Here is a 14941-nt window from a genome sequence, read left to right as displayed (position 1 = left end):
TTAATGTCCCTCCGCGGCGATCAGTCGCCGTTTGGTTAGCTGATCGTAGATCATCACGGTGAGCAAGCCTTCCGCGATGGCTATCGGGATCTGCGTCAGGCAGAAGATGCCCATAAACTTGGCGATCGATCCGCCTGCCCCGGTTGTCGGATCGGGAAAGGCCACCCCGAGCTGGACGGAGGTGACAAAGTAGGTCATCAGATCCGCCAGCATGGCGCAAAGAAAGACCCCGACATCGCGACGGATCCCCGCCCGACAGGCCAGCTTCCACACCAGATAGCCGACCATCGGGCCGATCACCGCCATCGACATCCCGTTGGCGCCAAGGGTGGTCAGGCCGCCATGCGCCAGCAGCAGCGCCTGGAACAGCAGAACGATCGCCCCCAGCACCGCCACCACGCCCGGCCCGAAGAGGATCACCGCCAGACCGACGCCGGTCGGATGCGAGCAGCTGCCGGTCACCGACGGGATCTTCAGCGCCGAAAGAACAAAAATAAACGCCCCGCAGAGGGCCAGCAGCACCTTCTGATTGCTCTCTTCCTGGACGATACGCCGCAGGCGCACCAGGCCGTACCACAGGCAGGGTAAAAACAGCAACCACCACGCCAGCGCCCACATCGGCGGCAAAAAGCCCTCCATGATATGCATGGCGAACGCCTCCTGCGGGACGATGATCAGCAGAACAGCGGCCGCCAGCCCCCCATACGAAAGCTGCTTCAGCGATTTCACCTGATTCATTCCGCCTCCTCCCACTGTTTGTTAACCAGGATGGTCGAGAAATAGGGCAGCGGCTGGTCATCGCTGACCTCGCGCAGACGGCGCCAGCACTGCTCGCCCGACAGGGTGGCCTCTGACATCATCAGCGCCGCATCCAGCAGCCCCGCCTGCGCCAGCAGCGCCTTAATGCGGGCGAAGCGGCCGTAGACTTTCATCAGCACCAGACTGTCATGCTGGCGCAGCGCCGCGGCAATGTCCGCTTCCGGCGCGGTGCAGGAGATGACCGCCAGCGACTGCTGCTCCATGGCCAGCGGGGTTTTCGCCCGCGCGGCAATGGCGGCGAAGGAGGTAACGCCAGGGACAATCTCCAGCCACTCCGGGCAGCCAATCCGCTGCAGCAGAAAGACCCAGGTGCTGAACAACATGGCGTCGCCGAGGGTGATAAACCCGACCTGCCTGCCCGCCGCCACCTCCTGGGCCAGCGCCGCGGCAACGTCGTTCCACACCGCCTCTTTTTCCGCGCTGTCGGCGCTCATCGGAAAATGGCAGCAGCGGACCTCCGTGTGTGCGCCCAGGTACTCGCGTACGATGGAGAGCGCCAGGCTGTCGCCGCCTTTGCGGCCGGCTGGCGCATACAGCACATCCAGCTGGCCGAGGATCCGCGCCGCACGCACGGTGATCAGATCGGCCGCCCCCGGCCCGCTGCTCAGGGCGTATAGTTTGCCGCTCATGCTGCTTTCTCCATCGTGTCGTTCAGCGCCTGCTGCAGATGGGCGACAAACATCGCCCGCACCGCCGGATTCTCCCCTAACCCGTTAAGCCACGGCGTGGCGGGGATACCGGCGGCATTGAAGCGGGTTTTCCACGAATCGTCTTCGTCGGAGGCCATATCATTAATGGCATGATCGCCGGCCACCAGCATCAGCGGCATCAGATGCACGCCGGTCACGCCCTGGCGGGAGAGTTCGTTAATGACGATGTCCACTTCGGGATAGCTTTCCACCGCCCCCACCCGCGCCGGAAAACCCTGCACCGCCATCATATGATCCAGACAGGCGTAGGCCGCGAAGGCGTGGTGGCTGGCGCCGTGCCCCATAAACACCACTCGCTCCGTCGCCGCCAGCGGCGGCATCTGCTGGCGCAGGGCCTGCATCAGCTGCACGTAATCGCCATGACCGCTCAACAGCGGCGCGCCCAGCGTCAGACGCTGAAAGCGCGGGCGCATGCTCTGCACTTCGCGAACGATCTTCTCGTACTCGTCGCCGTTGATAATGTGCAGGGACTGGATCGCCACATCCTGGTATCCCTGCTCGGCCAGCTGTTGCAGAGCCTGCAGCGGAGTATCGATATGAATACCATCGCGCTGCTGCAGTTTGCGAATAATCATCCCCGAGGTGAAGGCGCGGAACAGCGTGCGATCCGGGCAGCTGGCGGCCAGATCGCGCTCGCAGGCGGCGATGTTCTTCTCGCGGGTGTCGTGATAGCTGGTGCCAAAGCTCACCACCAAAAGTGCTTTTTTCATATCCTCTTCCTCAAGTCGCCGACAGCCAGCGCGTCAGCCGCGCAGTGAAATCGGCCTGGCTTTGCAGTAGTTCATCACCCGTCACCAGCGGCGCCGGACGGGTAATGACGATGCAGGGGATCCCCGCATCAAGACAGGGTTGTACTTTTTCCTGATAGCCTCCTTCCGCCCCCGAGGCTTTCGTCACCACAACATCGGCCCGGCACTGGCGATAAAAGGCGGCGTTAAATTCGGCGCTGAACGGCCCGCAGAGGGCGAAGATCTCCCCGACGCCAAACCCCTGATCGCTACAGTGCTGAACCACCTCCGGCACCGGCAGCACCCGGGCGAGCAGCGTTTTCTCCGCCAGTCCCGCCCGCCAGGCCGCCAGATCTTTGCTGCCGGTGGTCAGCAGGATCCGCTCGCCGAGGCGACGAGCCACCGCGCAGGCCTCGTTCAGATCGCCGACCACGTGAAGTAGCGGATGGCGCAGATCGCTCAGCTGCTCCGGCCTTTGATAGCGGCTGAGCAGAACCCCGACGCTGGCGCAGGCGCGCACAATATTCTGGCTGACCACCTCGGCGTAGGGGTGAGAGGCATCGATCACCCAGCGGGTGCGCTGCGCTCTGAGCCACTCCGCCATCTGCTGCCACTCCATACGCCCGCAGCGTATCTGCCCGCGGATATCGCCGGCCAGCCGCTCGCCGGTAGGGGTCGCCACCGACAGGGTGTAGCGCACGTCGGCGGCGTCCAGCTGCTGGCAGATCGCCCGCGCATCGCTGGTGCCCCCGATAACCAGCACGTCGCCGTGATTCACAGCGCGTAGCCTCGCGGGGTGATCATCAGGCCGTTGTCGATGTAAGTCGCTTTGTTGCCAACGATCACCAGACTGGTCATATCCACTGGGGCAAAATCCATCTCCCCGAGGGTGGTCAGCCATTTCTCCTGCTTTTTGCGTCCGGCGGATTTGACTACGCCGACCGGCGTATCTGCGCTTTTACTGGCCGCCAGCAGCGCAAAGGCGCGCGCCAGATGTCCTTCGCGGCCGCGGCTGCGAGGGTTGTAGAAACAGATAACAAAGTCCGCTTCCCCGGCGGCGACTATGCGTTTTTCAATCACCGGCCAGGGCGTCAGCAGATCGCTAAGGCTGATATGGCAGAAATCATGCATCAGCGGCGCGCCGAGCAGCGAGGCGGCGGCGATACTGGCCGTCATCCCTGGGATCAGACGGACCTCAATGTCCAGCTGCTGCTTATTAACCAGCTCCAGCACCAGCCCCGCCATGCCGTAGATGCCGGCGTCGCCGCTGCTGATCAGCGCAACGTTGTGCCCGGCCTGCGCCAGCTCGATGGCCGCCTGGCAGCGCTCAATCTCTTTGCACATGCCGGTTTTGATCACCTGCTTGTCGCCGGTAAAGGCTTTTACCAGGTGGGTGTAGGTCTTGTAGCCCACCACGATCTCTGCCGCCTGCAGGGCCTCCACGGCTTCCATGGTCATCATCGCCTGCGAGCCAGGGCCAATTCCGATTACGCTTAACATCAGTGTGTTACTCCCAAAGTAATGGTCACGCCCTGCTCACGCAGGGTTTCGCCGGACAGGTTTCCCTGACTCAGCAGCCAGGCCACCGGGCCGGAGACGCTGCCGACGCCGACCGTCTCCCGGACAAAAGACGAGGCCGGAAAGCGGTGCTCGTGCTCGCGCAGCGCCTCGGCGCTGAAGGTTTCGAACGGCACCCGGCAGCGGTGAGCCAGCTGGCGCAACCCCGGCTCGTTTGCCTTCAGGCTCACGCTGCCGATCGCTTTCAGCGCCAGCGGGTCAAGACGCTGAGCGGCAAGCTGGCGATCCAGCAACGTACTGAGCAGCGCGCAGGGGGTGTCGCGCCGACAGCCGATCCCCGCCACCACCCGCTGGGGCACCAGCTTCCAGTGAGGCACCGGCAGCGGCGGCAGCGACCGGCGCAGGGTGACGCAGATCAGGGCGTCGAGCGCCGGCAAGCGCGCCAGGTCGCTTACCGGGATAAACCCGCGCTGGTCGCAGCGGCTTAGCGCCCCGGTAAATTCGCCGTCGCACCACAGCCCCACCCGCTTACCGCTCACCAGCATCTGGTTAACGGTTTTCACCGCCGCGCGAAAATCGGTCATCCGGGCGTTCAGCTGGAAGGCCAGCGTGTCGAGGGCGGCCAGCTCGTTGACGTCGGTGGCGGTGGTGATCACCGGGTCGGCGTCGAGCATCCCGGCGAGATAGCGGGTCAGCGCATTGGCCCCCCCGGCATGGCCGGAGAGCAAGCTGATGACGTGCCGGGCGCGCTCATCAATCACCACCACCGCCGGGTCGCTGAGCTTGTCATTCACCAGCGGGGCCAGCACCCGCACGGCAATCCCGGTGGCGCCGATAAAAATCAGCGCCGAGAAGCTGCTGAACGCCTCGCGGGCAGCGCTGGCAAAGCCGCCGTTGAAGGGGATAAACCCCTCTTCCTGCAGCGCTTCGCTGGTGTAACAGGTAAGCGGCAGCATGGCCGCCAGCCGTTTTGCCAGCCGCACGCCGCCGGGCGTCAGGCAAAACAGGGCAATGGATTCAGGCTTTACGGTATTCATGGCTAAAATCCGCTGCGTACAGTTTTGAGTAGTGATACTCATCGCCGAGGAAGGGGCCGACCAGGATCAGCGCCGTTTTGCGGATCCCGGCGTCGCGTACTTTGTCGCCGATGTCCGCGAGGGTACCGCGGACGGTCTGGCTTTCCGGCCAGGTGGCCTTGTAGATCACCGCGACCGGGGTGGTCGCGGGGTAGCCGCCCTCCACCAGCCGCTCCGCCACCCGGTGAATACGTTGCACCGACAGGTAAATCGCCATCGAGGTTTGATGGCTGGCAAAGGCTTCCAGCTGTTCGCGCGCGGGAACCGGCGTGCGCCCTTCCAGACGGGTAATAATCAGACTCTGCGAGACTTCGGGTACCGTGTACTCCACCCCCAGCTCCGCCGCCGCGCCGAGGAAAGCGCTGACGCCCGGCACCACCTGCCAGCGGATCCCGCGGCGGGTCAGCTCTTCGCCCTGCTCGCGCACCGAGCCATATAGCGAGACGTCGCCCGTCTGCAGACGCACCACCGTTTTTCCCGCCTTCACCCCCGCCTCCATCAGGTCGAGTATCTGCTCCAGATGCAGCGCGGCGCTGTCGTGGCACTCCGCCTGTGGCGGACAGTAGGCCAGTAGCTCGGTGTTGATCAGCGACCCGGCGTAGATCACTACCCGCGCCTGCTGTAGCAGACGGTAGCCTTTGAGAGTAATCAGTTCGCGATCGCCCGGACCGGCGCCGACGAACCACACGCAATGGGGATCAAAAGTCTCAGCCATGGTTTTCTTCCTTCTGACAGGCGATGACAAAAACGGGATTATGGGGTTTGAAGTAGTGGCCGCTGCCCAGGGTAGCCAGGGTGGAGACCGCCAGCTGCTGGCAGTCCACCTCGTGGATGCCGCTCTGCCGCAGGTGCGCCAGGGCGCTATGAAGGTTTTCCTGCAAAATAAAAGTCATCACCAGCCGGCCGCCGGGATGCAGCTGCGCCAGCGACCAGTCGATCAGCGCCGTCAGGTGGCCGCCGCTGCCCCCCATAAAGATCGCGTCGGCTTTGTCGGCGACCGCCAGCGGCGCAACGCCCGCCACGATAGCGATGTTGTCGCAGCCAAAGCGCTGCCGGTTCTCCGCCAGCAGGCGCAGCGCGTCGGCCTGACGCTCAATCGCCGTCACCCGCAGCGCCGGGTTCTGTAGAGCAGCCTCAATGCTGACGCTGCCGGTGCCCGCGCCGATATCAATCAGATGGCGCGCCCGGTGCAGCTCCAGCTTCGCCAGCGCCAGCGCGCGCACGGCCTCTTTGGTCATCGGCACCTGGGCGCCGCGCAAAAACAGCTCATCTTTCATCGAGGATCACCACCGCATTCATCTCATATTCGTCCTCCACGGCGCTGACCGGCAGCCAGTGGATCCGCTCGTTTTCCATCGCCAGATTCTCGCCTATCACCATCCAGCGATGGCCTTTGCCGCGGGCCATCAGCTGGGCGGCTATCTCCCGCGGTCCGCAGCGGCCGTCGGTCACCATGGCGACTTTCCGGTGGGCGGCCAGAGCATCGAAGCTCACCGCCCGGCCATGGCTGCTGGTCAGCCACATATCGTTCATGTCGATGCCCGCCCGGGCGCAGAGGTACTGCACCGCGCTGATGCCGGGGATCACCTGCACTCGTTCCCGGCCAAAATGGGCAATCAGCCGGGTGCCAATGCCATAGAACAGCGGGTCGCCAGAGGCCAGCACCACGACGCGGCGCCCGGTATGGGCCTCAATCCACGCCAGCAGCGCCGGCATATCGGCCCCCAGCGCGAAGCGCTCGCCGGCGAAGTCGGGAAACTGCTGGAGATGGCGGCTGCCGCCCACCAGCGCCTCAGCGGCGGCGATTGCCTCGCGCGCGGCCGGGATCAGCCACTGCAGCCCCGCCGGGCCCATTCCCACGACCGTCAACATGTCAGCTCCCGGGCAATCGCCTCCAGCGGACGGCTGCTGCCCAGTACCTGGTTATCAAAAGAAAACAGAACCGCGTCGCAGGTGGGCGGTTGCTGAGTGAAGCGCAGCATCTCAAGAACACGCTGGCAGATTCGCTCAGCCAGATGGTTATAGAGGCGCTGGTATCCCCAGGCGTCGATATGCTCCATTGCCGCTTCGGTAGTGTCGCACTCGCTGACCAGCGTCAGCAGCGGCAGCGGCGCGCCAAGCAGCGCCAGATGAGCGACGAGAGTTTCCATCCGCGCATCGGCGATATGGCTGTGGGTATGAAAGATCCCGGCGGCGATTTTGATCAGTTTGCCGGGATGGCCAATGAGCACAATCTGGCGGAAACCGAGCCGAACCGCCTCTTCAATCATGTAGCCGACGAAGTTGCTCATGGTGACCACCATCTGCGGGTCGATGCCCATCTGCTCGCGGACAAAGCGCTCACCGTGGTTGCCCGGCACCAGCACCACGCGCTCCAGCCCGGCGGCGCGTTTTATCTCCAGTTCGAGGGAGAGCGAGCGCTTCCAGCTCTCTTCCGACATCGGGGTAACGATCCCCGTGGTGCCGATAATCGAGATCCCGCCGAGGATCCCCAGCCGGGCGTTATAGGTTTTTTGCGCGCGAAGCGCGCCTTCCGGAGCAAAAATCTCCACCTGCGCGCCGCGGGTAGGACCTATCGCTTCGCGCACGGCGGTCTCGATGGTGTGCCGCGGAGTGCGGTTTATCGCCGGGCTGCCTGTCGGCAGGCCGATCCCTTTGCGGGTCACCGTGCCGATACCCTCCCCGCCCTGCAGGCTAATCTCTCCGCTGTCATTGAGGGTGACCCGGGCAAAAATCAGCATGCCGTGGGTGGCGTCGACATCATCGCCGCCGTCTTTACGGATCGCGGCGACCGCCTGCTGCCCTTCGACGTGCGGGGACTCAACGTTCAGGCACAGGGTGACGCCGGAGGGGGTGACGATCGAGACCTGATGAATCATATGCTGGCGCATCACCATCAGCGCCGCCACTTTTGCCGCCGCTGTGGCGCAGGAGCCGGTGGTGTAGCCCTTGCGCAGCGCTTTGCCGTGATGCCACACCGGGGCGTCAAAGGTCTGATCGCTCATTGCGCCTCCCGCAGGTGGTAAAGCAGAGCGTTCACAATCGCTGCCGCCACGTTGCTTCCCCCTTTGCGGCCGAGCGCGGCGATGGCCGGCAGGCCGCTCTCGCTGAGCGCCGCTTTCGACTCCGCCGCGCCGACGAACCCGACCGGCACCCCCACCACGCCGCCGATGGCGGTCTCGCGATGTTCCAGCAGGCGAAACAGCGCGGTTGGCGCATTGCCGAAGACGAACACTTTCTCCCCGGGCTCCTGCACCGCAATATCCACCGCCGCCATCGAGCGGGTCATCCCCCGGCTTTGCGCCTCGCGCACCACCCGCGGGTCGCTGATATAGCAGCGGCATTCGCCGCCAAAGCGGGCCAGCAGGGTTTTGTTGATCCCGGACAGCGCCATGGTGGTATCGGTATACAGCGTGCAGGGCCGGCTCAAGGCCTCACTCAGCGCGATCAGGGCATCCGGAGAAAACCACAGAATATCCAGCCAGTCGAAGTCCGCGGTGGTGTGGATCACCCGCTTGATAATCGCCTCGTGCAGCGGGCTGGCGAAACGGTAGTCCGGTCGCGTTTCGGCGATGATCTCGCTGATGATGTCGAAGCTTTTCGCCTCGATCGCCTGCGGTTGTTGGATGTACTGCATCAGGTTCTCCTCAGGCCGCGCCGACCAGCCAGTAGCGCACGCCGATAAACAGCGCCAGCGCCAGGCTTGACGCCACCCACATTAATCGAATGGTTCGGGAAATATCGTCCACCGCGATGTCGCGGACGGCGTCGCCTATCCAGGGCTTTTCAACGCGCTGGCCGAAGTAATCGTTCGGGCCGCCAAGGCGGATCCCCAGCGCGCCGGCGACGGTCGCTTCCGGCCAGGCGCAGTTAGGACTGCTGTGCTGATAGCGATCGCGCCAGCCCGTACGCAGCGCCCGGGCGCCATCTTCCCGGCATAGCACCGCGGCAAGGCTGAGCAACAGCCAGCTCAGCCGGGCGGGAAGGAAGTTGGCTACATCATCAAGACGAGCGCTGACCATGCCGATCGCCCGGTATTTTTCGTGTTTATAGCCGACCATGGAATCGAGGGTGTTGACCGCTTTATAGGCCATGGCCAGCGGCGCGCCGCCGAGGAGCAGGAAAAAGAGCGGCGCGATAATGCCATCCACCGTGTTCTCCGCCACGGTCTCCACCACCGCACGGTTGATCTGCGCTGGCTGGAGCTGGAAGGTATCGCGCCCGACAATCCAGGAGAGCTTATGCCGGCTTTCGGCGAGATCTCCGGCCTGCAGCGGCCGGGCCACCGCCATCGCCGACTGTGCCAGACAGCGTCCCGCCAGCGCGGTGAAGATCATCCACACTTCCACCAGCCATCCAAGCCAGGGGTGGATCCCGTGCGCCAGCGCCAGTACGCCCCAGGCAACGCCCCATGTCAGGCCGATCACCACCAGCCACATCACCCCGCCGCCGATGCGCAGCGCCCGGTCGCTATGGCAGACGCGTCGCACTACACGCTGGCTGACGGCGATCAGGCGACCTATCCAGCGCACCGGATGCGGCCAGTGCGGCGGATCGCCAATGACGACATCAAGTATCCAGGCTACACACCAGGCGAGAAGGGTCATAGCGCCCTCCTTGCTGCCCGCAACCAGTGGTTGAGCATGGTGGGACGCTGGGCAAAATGGACATGGAGATAGCTGGCAAAGGCGCTGCCGGACTGCCATCCTCCCTGCCACTGCTGGAGCGTCTTACCGTCTCGCTGTTTACGGCAGGCCAGTACGGCGGGGGTGGCGGGAGAAAAATCGGAGTAATGAAATTCATGGCCGCGCAGCCACTCGCCAGGGGCTGCCAGCAGCGTCTGCTGCTGCGCCTGCGCTTCGCAGTAGCCGAACCGGGTCAGACGCGTCCCCATTCGGCTGTGTCCGGGAATAATATCCGCCATCGTGTAGCGCTCGCCGCTGGTGACTTCCAGGGTCGTGCCCAGATACATCAGGCCGCCGCACTCGGCGTAGATCGCCACCCCGCGCCGGTGCGCCGCGCGAAGCTGTGTCAGCATCTCGTGGTTAGCGGATAGCCCGGCCGCATGCAGCTCCGGATAGCCGCCGCCGAGCCAGATCATCTGGCAGGCCGGCAGCTGGCGATCGCGCAGTGGGCTAAAGCGCACCATCTTCACGCCGCAGCGCGCCAGCAGCGCCAGGTTATCGGGGTAATAAAAATTGAAGGCCTCATCGTCGGCGAGGGCCAACGTCAGTCCTTCGCCGGCATCGGCGGCAAGCTGTTCTCCCCACTCGCCGATCGGCATGGCGGCCAGTTCGCTGAGGGCCAGCAGCCGGTCTATGTCGAGGGTGCGCCCCAGCAGGCTGGCAAAATCCCGCCATGCCTGCTGATTGACCACCGACTCGCGGGCGGTCACCAGTCCCAGATGTCGTTCGGGCAGCGCCACGCCTTCCACGCGCGGCACATAGCCGAGCACTGGCACCCGACAGTAGCGCTCAATGGCGCTTTTCAGCAGCTGGAAGTGCGCGTCGCTGTTGACCCGATTGACGATAACGCCAGCGATGTCGAGAGCCGGATCAAAATGTTGAAAACCCATCACCGTGGCGGCGATGGAGGTCGACACCGCTTTGCCATCGACCAGCAAAATCACCGGGCAGCCAAGCTGCTTAGCCATTGCCGCGCTGCTGCAGTAGTTAGGGTCGGTGCCGTAGCCGTCATACAGGCCCATCACCCCTTCGATAACCGCGATGTCGGCCTGCTGTAGCTGTTCGGTAAACAGCGCGTTGAGTATCGGGGCGGGAAGCATAAAGCTGTCGAGATTGCGGGAAGCGATGCCGCTGATGGCGGTGTGCCAGGCGGTATCCAGGTAGTCAGGCCCTACTTTACAGGGTTGCACCCGCATACCGCGTTGTTGGAGCAAGCTGAGCAGGCCGAGCGTAACGGTGGTTTTGCCACAACCGCTGCCGGTACCCGCAAGAATGAACGCACGCCTGGTTGCCATACCCTGTCCTGTTCTGGCGGTCAGGGTATAGCTACGCGCATGCCTGGTCCTGCGACCACGCACCGCTAAGCCACCCACTTCCCACCGAAGTTGTTGGTCAGTTACCGGCAGGCAGGTCTTCTGGCTTAGCCTCGTTCTCGCCCGCCCTTCCCAATCTTTCGATCAGTGGTTTTTGCGGGGTCGTCAGCATCACAGCAGCGGGGGCTGCGGGGGATTTACACCCCCTTCCCTGACACCAAACTGGTGTCGAACCTGTCGGTTTGTTTCGCCGATGCGCCCTGCATCGACGGGTATTACTTTATGTTTTCTTTTACCGTTTCATCACTCGTCACAATGACGTCAGTGAAGGAAAGCGGTGTTGTGATAATCAGCTGTCTCGTATTAACGGACACTCTATCTCATCACAAAAATAAAAACTGGTGTAGTTTATCCCTCGAATATCACTATTTTGTTGCGCTATGACAATTTATTGCTCTACTGTCGTTTTTTTCATTTTATATTGATGAAGATACTCGGGGATATCAAAAATCGGCAATAGCAAAATATTGTCATTTAAAAAGACTCAGTTTGTGATCCGGCATTAATTTGCTGACGAAATGCCTGCGGCGTTACCTGATAGGTCTGGCGAAACACTTTGCAAAAATAGCTGGTTTGCGAAAAACCTAAATTCCGCGCGATGCTGGCGATGCTCCAGTCGCTGTGGCATAGCAGCTCTTTTGCGCTCGCCATCCGTTGCTGATTGACCCAGGCGTTAAAACCGATCCCCTGATACTTTTTAAACAGTTTGCTGAAGTAGTACGGGCTGAGATAGACATGCGCCGCCACATCCTCCAGACGCAGCTCATCGGAGAGATGCGCGTCGATATAGCGCAGCGCCTTCTTCATTTTGCCATCGTGCGGCGAGGGCGCCCGGCTGGCCTGCGCCGGGTCGTTCTGCGACGGGTTATCTTTGATAACCACAAAGTTGAGCTGTTTTTTCAGGCAATTCTCGACGATCAGCTTCAGCAGATCCGCCGAAGCGATAACCCGCGAATAGTCCATCTCCGGCACATCGCGAAACGCCTGGACCAGCGCCGGATCGTCCTGCCAGCGGTCATCGACGTTCAAGATATCAACCAGTTCAACATCATTGCTCAGACGCACCTGCCCGCACAGCACGAAACCGACCAGGTGGCCGGCGATCACCAGCGGGATGGAAAAATCGGTTAACCCCGCATGACAGCGGTAGATACACAGCTGGTCTTTTTTCGAGGCTTCCAGCCCGCCGCAGCGGTCGCTCATGCGACAGCGTCCGCTGTGCTCCGGGTGCTGACGCATCAGCTGGCAAAACGGCGTGAAATTAAACAATTCAGAAATCTCATCACCGTGAATATTGACGACCACAACCGCCAGACTGGTGGCTTGCGCAAAATCCTGTGCGATTTTATTGATGAGTTCTGAGTTCAAGGTACTCGCAGAAATCATGATAAAACCCCTCAGTTAATTTTTTGTTATAAATAAAACATATTTTTCATATTTACCTTTTTTAGCATCAGATCCCATCGACGATAAAAAAGTGCATTGACAATAACAAAAGTCTCCCAACCCGGGGAGACTTTTTGAGCGGTTCGTGATATCGGTTCATGAAATTAGCCTGGCTATTTCACAGATACATTCCCCTTATGACGCTAACGCGTATTTTCTTCCTCCACGCAGGTATGACAGGGCAGATTATTGGCGATAAGAAAACGATAAATTGCGGCGCCGAGGCAGGCCCCTAACAACGGTGCGATAATGGGCACGATAAAATAGGGAATATCTCTTCCCCCGGTCATGGCGATATTGCCCCACCCGGCGAACCAGGTGAACAATTTCGGGCCAAAATCGCGTGCCGGATTCATCGCGAAGCCGGTAAGCGGCCCGGTCGAGGCGCCGATCACCGCCACCAGAATGCCAATCAACAGCGGCGCCAGTGGGCCCTTGGGTACGCCGTTGCCATCATCGGTGAGCGCCATGATCATCCCCATCAGCATCGAGGTGATCACCACCTCCACCAGCGCCGCATGCCAGATGCTGAGCTCAGGCGCCGGGTAGGTGCTGAATATACTGGCCAGCTGCAGGCTTTCCAGGCTGCCGCGCACCATATGATGCACCGTTTCAAATTGCGTAAACAGGGTGCTGTAAAGTATCCAGGCCAGCACGGCGCCGCCAAACGCGCCGGCGACCTGAGCCACGATATAGGGCACCACTTTTCTGCCCGGGAAGCAGGCAAACAGCCACAGGGCGACGGTGACCGCGGGGTTCAGATGTCCCCCCGAAATGCCGGCCGTCAGGTACACCGCCAGAGAAATACCTAGTCCCCAGATAATACAGATCTCCCACAGCCCCAGGCTGGCGCCGGTCAGTTTCAGGGCGCTCAGGCAGCAGATACCAAAAAACAGAAACAGCCCGGTGCCTAAAAACTCGGCGATACATTGCGCGCGTAAAGAACCATTCATTGTGACACCTCGTGACGAAGTTCGTGTCCAGGCCAGCCAACCATCCGCTGGCTCGTTGGGTACGGCGAGGCCCACTATAGAAACCGGCAGCGGCAAAGTGTTGGCATCCTGCGGAAATCGGGCGGCGTAAAGTCGCCGAAGAAGAATAATTTATTGCTATTTGTTCGCGAATCCCTGCAGCAATGGCGGGCGTTCAGGGGGTATTTTAATTTCCAACTAAATGATAAAAAATTGCGAAAGCGCAGTGCTTATTTTCCAACAAATATCACATCACGCAAAATATCGCATAGCAAAAACAATTTAAAAAATCACCTCTTAAAATGTAAATACGGAGCGTGAATTGCAATATAATCACATTTATACAAACAATAAAATCAAATAAAAACAACGATATAAAATAAAATAAATCCATTTTATATTATATAAAAACCACTATTTTTTCGCTCTCCACCATCAACTCAGCCATTCTTTTTCGCCGCTCCGCCATATAGTTCCCTCACTGGCACATATCCTGCGAGGTCTTTATGCAACAAGAAGCATTAGGAATGGTAGAAACCAAAGGCTTAACCGCAGCCATAGAGGCCGCTGACGCAATGGTTAAGTCGGCCAACGTTTTATTAGTTGGCTATGAAAGGATCGGTTCAGGCCTGGTGACCGTCATCGTGCGTGGCGACGTGGGGGCAGTTAAAGCCGCCACCGACGCCGGTGCCGCCGCAGCCCGCCACGTGGGCGAAGTGAAAGCCGTACACGTCATTCCCCGCCCCCATACCGATGTTGAAAAAATCTTACCGAAGGGGAATAGCCAATGAGCAGCAATGAGCTGGTTGAACAGATCATGGCGCAAGTCATAGCCCGTGTGGCGACGCCAGAGCAGCAGGCGCTTCCCGATACCCCCCATCCCACAGGAGAGACGGCTATGGCAGAGAAAAGCTGCAGCTTAACGGAATTTGTCGGGACCGCCATTGGCGACACCCTCGGGCTGGTCATCGCCAACGTGGATGCCGCGTTGCTGGAGGCGATGAAGCTCGAAAAACGCTATCGCTCTATCGGCATCCTCGGCGCCCGCACCGGCGCCGGGCCGCACATCATGGCCGCCGATGAAGCGGTCAAAGCCACCAACACCGAAGTGGTCAGCATTGAGCTTCCTCGCGACACCAAAGGCGGCGCCGGTCATGGCTCGCTGATTGTGCTGGGCGGGAATGATGTTTCCGACGTCAAACGCGGGATTGAGGTCGCGCTGAAAGAGCTGGACCGTACCTTCGGCGATGTCTACGGCAACGAAGCGGGTCATATTGAGCTGCAGTATACCGCGCGCGCCAGTTATGCCCTGGAAAAAGCGTTCGGTGCCCCACTGGGCCGCGCCTGCGGCATTATCGTCGGCGCCCCGGCGTCCGTTGGCGTGCTGATGGCCGATACCGCGCTGAAATCAGCCAACGTCGAGGTGGTGGCTTACAGCTCACCGGCCCACGGCACCAGTTTCAGCAACGAAGCCATTCTGGTGATTTCCGGCGACTCCGGCGCGGTGCGCCAGGCGGTGATCTCCGCCCGGGAAATCGGCAAAACCGTACTGGCGACGCTGGGCGCCGAACCGAAAAACGATCGCCCCTCCTACATTTAATACCCGCGAGGCTGA

The 14941-nt window shown here is 61.2% G+C and carries 17 protein-coding genes and 1 riboswitch; of the genes, 2 read left to right on the top strand and 15 right to left on the bottom strand.

Annotated features, from left to right (window positions below; genetic code table 11):
• From cbiM to pduF, 15 genes are all read right to left on the bottom strand, one after another.
• Nucleotides 1-738, bottom strand: coding sequence for a cobalt ECF transporter S component CbiM (cbiM, locus tag AB1E37_RS04735; RefSeq protein ID WP_004900256.1), 738 nt, complete (start codon nt 736-738; stop codon nt 1-3).
• Nucleotides 735-1448: a cobalt-factor II C(20)-methyltransferase gene (locus tag AB1E37_RS04730; RefSeq protein ID WP_004900258.1), complete on the bottom strand. Its 714-nt coding sequence runs from the start codon at nt 1446-1448 to the stop codon at nt 735-737. The genes cbiM and AB1E37_RS04730 overlap by 4 nt, the downstream gene beginning before the upstream one ends.
• Nucleotides 1445-2239 carry a sirohydrochlorin cobaltochelatase gene (locus tag AB1E37_RS04725; RefSeq protein WP_004900259.1) on the bottom strand — a complete coding sequence of 265 codons (795 nt, stop codon included), beginning with the start codon at nt 2237-2239 and terminating at the stop codon, nt 1445-1447. The genes AB1E37_RS04730 and AB1E37_RS04725 overlap by 4 nt, the downstream gene beginning before the upstream one ends.
• A gap of 10 nt (nt 2240-2249) precedes the next feature.
• Nucleotides 2250-3035: a cobalt-precorrin-6A reductase gene (locus AB1E37_RS04720; RefSeq protein WP_004900260.1), complete on the bottom strand. Its 786-nt coding sequence runs from the start codon at nt 3033-3035 to the stop codon at nt 2250-2252.
• Nucleotides 3032-3757 carry a precorrin-3B C(17)-methyltransferase gene (locus AB1E37_RS04715; protein WP_004143930.1) on the bottom strand — a complete coding sequence of 242 codons (726 nt, stop codon included), beginning with the start codon at nt 3755-3757 and terminating at the stop codon, nt 3032-3034. Before AB1E37_RS04715 ends, AB1E37_RS04720 begins: the two co-directional genes overlap by 4 nt.
• A complete protein-coding gene (cbiG, locus tag AB1E37_RS04710; protein ID WP_004900263.1) occupies nt 3757-4812 on the bottom strand; it encodes a cobalt-precorrin 5A hydrolase in 1056 nt (351 codons plus the stop codon). Before cbiG ends, AB1E37_RS04715 begins: the two co-directional genes overlap by 1 nt.
• Entirely contained in the window at nt 4793-5566 is a 774-nt protein-coding gene (locus AB1E37_RS04705; RefSeq protein WP_004900267.1) for a cobalt-precorrin-4 methyltransferase, read from the bottom strand. The genes cbiG and AB1E37_RS04705 overlap by 20 nt, the downstream gene beginning before the upstream one ends.
• Nucleotides 5559-6128: a decarboxylating cobalt-precorrin-6B (C(15))-methyltransferase gene (locus AB1E37_RS04700; RefSeq protein ID WP_002915684.1), complete on the bottom strand. Its 570-nt coding sequence runs from the start codon at nt 6126-6128 to the stop codon at nt 5559-5561. The genes AB1E37_RS04705 and AB1E37_RS04700 overlap by 8 nt, the downstream gene beginning before the upstream one ends.
• On the bottom strand, nt 6118-6723 hold the full coding sequence (locus AB1E37_RS04695; protein WP_004151092.1) for a cobalt-precorrin-7 (C(5))-methyltransferase: 606 nt from the start codon (nt 6721-6723) through the stop codon (nt 6118-6120). Before AB1E37_RS04695 ends, AB1E37_RS04700 begins: the two co-directional genes overlap by 11 nt.
• On the bottom strand, nt 6717-7856 hold the full coding sequence (cbiD, locus tag AB1E37_RS04690) for a cobalt-precorrin-5B (C(1))-methyltransferase CbiD (protein ID WP_032448068.1): 1140 nt from the start codon (nt 7854-7856) through the stop codon (nt 6717-6719). The genes AB1E37_RS04695 and cbiD overlap by 7 nt, the downstream gene beginning before the upstream one ends.
• Nucleotides 7853-8488 (bottom strand): cobalt-precorrin-8 methylmutase, encoded by a 636-nt coding sequence (locus AB1E37_RS04685; protein ID WP_002915711.1) that lies wholly within the window; start codon nt 8486-8488, stop codon nt 7853-7855. The genes cbiD and AB1E37_RS04685 overlap by 4 nt, the downstream gene beginning before the upstream one ends.
• A gap of 10 nt (nt 8489-8498) precedes the next feature.
• A complete protein-coding gene (cbiB, locus tag AB1E37_RS04680; RefSeq protein ID WP_004174579.1) occupies nt 8499-9458 on the bottom strand; it encodes an adenosylcobinamide-phosphate synthase CbiB in 960 nt (319 codons plus the stop codon).
• Nucleotides 9455-10831: a cobyrinate a,c-diamide synthase gene (locus AB1E37_RS04675; RefSeq protein ID WP_004185466.1), complete on the bottom strand. Its 1377-nt coding sequence runs from the start codon at nt 10829-10831 to the stop codon at nt 9455-9457. The genes cbiB and AB1E37_RS04675 overlap by 4 nt, the downstream gene beginning before the upstream one ends.
• 92 nt (nt 10832-10923) lie before the next feature.
• Nucleotides 10924-11102: riboswitch (cobalamin riboswitch) on the bottom strand.
• A gap of 281 nt (nt 11103-11383) precedes the next feature.
• Nucleotides 11384-12295 carry a regulatory protein PocR gene (pocR, locus tag AB1E37_RS04670; protein ID WP_004181164.1) on the bottom strand — a complete coding sequence of 304 codons (912 nt, stop codon included), beginning with the start codon at nt 12293-12295 and terminating at the stop codon, nt 11384-11386.
• Nucleotides 12296-12498: 203 nt separating this feature from the next.
• Complete coding sequence (gene pduF, locus AB1E37_RS04665; protein ID WP_002915732.1) at nt 12499-13308, bottom strand: propanediol diffusion facilitator PduF; 810 nt, start codon at nt 13306-13308, stop codon at nt 12499-12501.
• 524 nt (nt 13309-13832) lie between these two features.
• Between pduF and pduA the strand changes: the two genes are divergently transcribed.
• Both pduA and pduB read left to right on the top strand, forming a co-directional pair.
• Complete coding sequence (pduA, locus tag AB1E37_RS04660) at nt 13833-14117, top strand: propanediol utilization microcompartment protein PduA (RefSeq protein WP_002915737.1); 285 nt, start codon at nt 13833-13835, stop codon at nt 14115-14117.
• Entirely contained in the window at nt 14114-14926 is an 813-nt protein-coding gene (gene pduB / locus AB1E37_RS04655; protein ID WP_002915739.1) for a propanediol utilization microcompartment protein PduB, read from the top strand. The genes pduA and pduB overlap by 4 nt, the downstream gene beginning before the upstream one ends.
• Nucleotides 14927-14941 lie beyond the last annotated feature (15 nt).

It is taken from the genome of Klebsiella sp. Shm-1, assembly GCF_040804525.1.
In the GTDB taxonomy this organism is placed as follows: Bacteria; Pseudomonadota; Gammaproteobacteria; order Enterobacterales; family Enterobacteriaceae; genus Klebsiella; species Klebsiella pneumoniae.
This window is presented reverse-complemented; position numbering and strand designations above follow the sequence as displayed.